The sequence below is a fragment of the Thermogutta sp. genome, from assembly GCF_014359955.1.
Lineage (GTDB): Bacteria > Planctomycetota > Planctomycetia > Pirellulales > Thermoguttaceae > Thermogutta.
This window is the reverse complement of the sequence record NZ_JACIYL010000375.1, coordinates 1-4175: the sequence shown is the minus strand read 5'-3', so window position 1 is coordinate 4175 and position 4175 is coordinate 1. Positions and strand designations below refer to the sequence as shown.

The 4175-nt window shown below is 56.8% G+C and carries 3 protein-coding genes; 2 read left to right on the top strand and 1 reads right to left on the bottom strand.

Translation table 11 applies throughout. The annotated features are described in order from the left end of the window. Window positions 1-109 precede the first annotated feature (109 nt). Together H5U08_RS11570 and H5U08_RS11565 are read left to right on the top strand one after the other, a co-directional pair. Window positions 110-1294, top strand: coding sequence for an HD domain-containing phosphohydrolase (locus H5U08_RS11570; protein ID WP_297033162.1), 1185 nt, complete (start codon window positions 110-112; stop codon window positions 1292-1294). Window positions 1295-1528: 234 nt separating this feature from the next. Continuing rightward, window positions 1529-3637 carry a bifunctional serine/threonine-protein kinase/formylglycine-generating enzyme family protein gene (locus tag H5U08_RS11565; protein WP_297033160.1) on the top strand — a complete coding sequence of 703 codons (2109 nt, stop codon included), beginning with the start codon at window positions 1529-1531 and terminating at the stop codon, window positions 3635-3637. Between the two features lie 92 nt (window positions 3638-3729). On the opposite strand, the gene H5U08_RS11560 is transcribed toward H5U08_RS11565, so the two are convergent. Further along, window positions 3730-4175 (bottom strand): hypothetical protein (locus H5U08_RS11560; RefSeq protein WP_297033158.1); only part of this gene is annotated, 446 nt, incomplete at its 5' end.

Here is a 4175-nt window from a genome sequence, read left to right as displayed (position 1 = left end):
AGTGGGAGAAAGAGGTAGAGCGGGTGATCGAGGAAACACTGGGGGAAGAGGACAGTGAAGGAAATGTGAGCCAGGCTATGCTTCGAGAAACAGCAAAAGAGCGAGGAACATGAGCGATAAAATTCTCTTTGTCGACGACGACGCCCATATCCTTCAGGCGTTCCAGAGAACGCTTCGCCGGAAATTTAATCTGGAGACGGCGCTGGGTCCTGAGGAAGGACTGCGCTGTGTCAGGGAGAAGGGACCGTTTGCCGTGGTCGTCTCAGATATGCGGATGCCGAATATGAACGGAGTCGAATTCCTGCGGCAAGTCCGCGAGATCAATCCCGACACGGTGCGGATGATTTTGACAGGCAACGCAGACCAACAAACGGCCATTGACGCAGTCAACGAGGGATACATTTTCAGGTTTTTGACCAAGCCATGTCCAGCGGAAGTGTTGGCTCGTGCGCTGGAAGCGGGACTGGAGCAGTATCGGCTGATCACAGCAGAGCGCGAGCTTCTCTCCAAAACCCTGGCTGGCTGCATCCGCGTGCTGACCGACATCCTGAGCCTGGTGGCCCCCGAAGCCTTTGGGCGAGCCCTCCGCGTGCGAGAAATCGTTTCCCGCCTGTGTCGAGAGCTCAATGTCCGCGATTCCTGGCAGGTCGAGATTGCGGCCATGCTCGCCCCGATCGGATGTATTGCCATGCCAGACGAAATTGTGCAGAAGGTATTTCGGGGCGAGGCCCTCAAAGAGCACGAACAGTTAACCTATCAGACGCATCCCAGAATTGCTTACGACTTGCTGAGCAAGATCCCCCGACTCGAGCAAGTGGCCCTCATTGTGGCTTATCAAGAAAAGCTGTTTGACGGCCGTGGATTTCCAGCCGATCTTGTCTCTGAGGATGCGATTCCGCTGGGATCCCGGATACTGAAACTGGCCATGGATTGGGACGATCTCATTCAGGCGGGTATTTCCCCCGAGATGGCGCTCGCCGAAATCATGGATCGTCACGGCTGGTACGATCCCTCAGTTGTGGCGGCGCTGCGACGGACGCTCAACCTGAATCGCGTGTGTGTGGTGCGAGAGATGAAGGTTTCCGACCTGGTGGACGGCCTGATCCTGGCCGATAACGTGTACTCCGTCAATGGGACGCTCCTTTGCAGCAAAGGCCAGGAAATCACCCCCGCGATTCGCTTCCGCCTCCGCAACTACGCAGTGAATGTGGGCATCGCGCGGCCCATTCGCGTGTTTGTGCCTACCAGTAGCAGCGGGGAAAACCGGGAAAGCCAGTTAATTTCCACCGAATGATTTGATCGTTTGAACCATCTCGGTGGTTTTTGCAAAATACGCATAACATAATGAGCAAATCCCGAAGGACAGGTGGCTGTCTGGGAAATGCTCACCGTTCGTGTACTCGCCCGTCAACTTTTTTCTTTCCTTTCTTCTCTCAATGGGTTCCAATCCCCGTGGGGGTGATATAATGAATTGTGAGTGAATCAATGGTGAGGGTCTGGATCAGCGAACATCGTCGGGGGCGCAATCATGATCATCCGCTGTCCGTACTGCTCGGGCACGCTGGAAGTGGGCGTCGATAAGCTACCCGACGATGTGGTCTGTCCGCGCTGCGGTCGACACAATCCTTTTGAAACGACCAGTCTCTCCATCCATCCCAAAGATCTCATCGCCCTAGGTCATTTTCAGCTCCTCGAGCACATAGGAACCGGAAGGTTCGGGGAAGTCTTTAAAGCGCGGGATATTCGGCTCAACCGCATTGTGGCCCTCAAGATCCCCCGCACAGAGATGATGGATGAGGGGACGAAACGGTGGTTTTTGCGCGAGGCCCGCGCTGCTGCCAAGCTCCGCCATCCCAACATTGTGGCCGTTCATGAGGTGGGAGTCGCAGACGGGCGGATTTACATCGCAAGTGACTATATCGAGGGATGCACGCTTGCCAATTATTTGGCAGCAAAGCGGCCGACGTTGTGTCAAATTGTGGATATATGTATCCAGGTTGCGGATGCCCTTCATTACGTTCATCAGGAAGGGATCATCCACCGGGACCTGAAACCGGGAAACATCCTTCTTGATACCAACCAGCGTGCCTATGTCACTGATTTCGGACTGGCAAAAGAACTGGCGACCGACTCCACCGTGACGGCTGAAGGGCTTGTCCTGGGCACGCCGTCATACATGTCACCGGAACAGGCCAAGGGAGGGGCGTGCTACGCCGATGCCCGCAGCGACGTGTTTTCGCTGGGTGTGATCCTGTACGAAATGCTGGCTGGCAAGCTGCCTTTCAACGCAGAGAGTGTGCATGGACTGCTGGACCAGATCCGATCTGTGGATCCGATCCCTCCCCGACGTCTTAACAGGCAAGTCCCCAGAGATCTGGAAACGATCTGCCTGAAAGCCCTTGCCAAAGACCCCGCGGCCCGCTACCAGAGTGCACTTGAGTTTGCTGAGGATCTTCGGCGATTCCGCGCGGGATTGCCCATTCGCGCAAGACGGGTGGGCTGGATGGGCCGGACAGCACGCTGGGTGGAAAGGAATCGCGCACTGGCGATTACGTTGGCCGGTTTGGTGACTTTGGCGCTCGTTGTGGCGACAGCGGCCGGTATCCAGGTGTACCGACATTGGTCGCAGTTCCGACAGGTCACCTTGGATACCCTCCCCTCGGGGGCCAATGTGGTTTTCATTCCGATTGATCCGGAGTCAGGCGAACCAGTTCCAGAGAAGGCCACCACGCCCAGGAAAAGCCCCGTGCTGCAGAAGCTCGTTTCCGGAGATTATCTTGTGGTAGCCTACCTTCCTGATGGCCGGTTTCATGAGGTTTATCGGCACGTGCCCCGCGATCGGAAAGAAGTTCCCGCAATCTATCCTCACCGTTCGTGGGCATGGGATGGCAAGACAGTCACGTTGCCCGTGGTCAAAATTCCTAACCAGTTTGTGACTCGCGACATGGCGCTCATTCCCGGGGGTGAGGTCACAACCGTTCCTCTGAGGAAGCCCTCGGCTTCCGAAGGCGCAGTTCCCACACCGCATCGTGAATTTGTCCCCAGCTTTTTCCTGGACACAGAGGAGGTTACATTCAAAAGGTATCGTGGCAACAAAGGCGAGCAACCAGACTCTACAGGCTGCTTGTCGGGAAAGCCCGACGACAACGATCCGCTCGTGTGCATATCTCTCGATCAGGCGATTGCATTTGCAGAGGCTTTTGGCAAGCGAATCCCCACGGAAGTGGAATTCCTGCTGGCGGCGACGTATTTAGAACGTGAACGATCCAGGGCTGGAACACAGAAAGTCAATGTTACATTTGGCCCGGTGACAGAAGATACTGGAGAGGTTCTCCTTGTGGACCCGCAGCACCCGGTCAGGGGACTTTTTTCCAACGTGGCTGAGTGGACGATCACGACGGCTTTCCTGCCCGACCTGACAGGATCTCCGAGCAGAACGATCCGGGGCCGAGTGATATGGGGCGCGACGCTTTCCATCCTGGATCGCAGACCGGAATCTGTCGAAGTGCCCCGGATAAGCACACCCCGGCTGGTGCTCCATGAGGGGACGAAGAAGCCCGGGCTGGGGTTCCGGTGCGTGCGAAGCGTTAAACCCAGGATCACGCCGGAAGACTTTGCCCGCCCGGTGGTGCCTTAGAAACCCAGGGTTGACGCCTTGCACCTGCGAAAACGGCGAGAAGCAGGCTGCCGGTAGTATTGTCGGACCCCCTGCTCACAGGCCGTTCTGATTCAGAGGTTGGCTGCCTTTGTGGGGGTGCACTCCACGGGATGCGCGAGAGTCACGATGTAAACCGTGCCCTCGTGCTCCACGAGTACCACGCAAGTGGTTTGAGAATTCGGCGGGCACGAAATTTGATCCGCGGGGATATCCACAACAGTGTGGTCCTCCGGTTTCCCGGTAACCTCGGCACCGTGTCCGATCACAATTTCGCCCTTCACGCTTTCGGGTAATCCCTGCGCTGCAGCCACGATACGGACTTTCTGAAGTTTAACGATCAGAGAGTTTCCCTTTGGAAAGTGCAGCCGGGCAAACCACGGGGCGCCTTCCAGGATTGCAGAGAACCCCGGAGGCGCGTACGGGGAGAGGAGGATCGGGGGAGCTTTTGGAGAAATTCCCGGGTAGCAGTTCTCGGTAACGCTTGGAGGCACGATCACGTACGGTGGGCGAGGCGCCA

Bases quoted from the DNA above. Each gene is read 5' to 3' on its own strand.
- H5U08_RS11570 (WP_297033162.1), top strand. From the start codon at position 110: ATGAGCGATAAAATTCTCTTTGTCGACGACGACGCCCATATCCTTCAG.
- H5U08_RS11565 (WP_297033160.1), top strand. From the start codon at position 1,529: ATGATCATCCGCTGTCCGTACTGCTCGGGCACGCTGGAAGTGGGCGTC.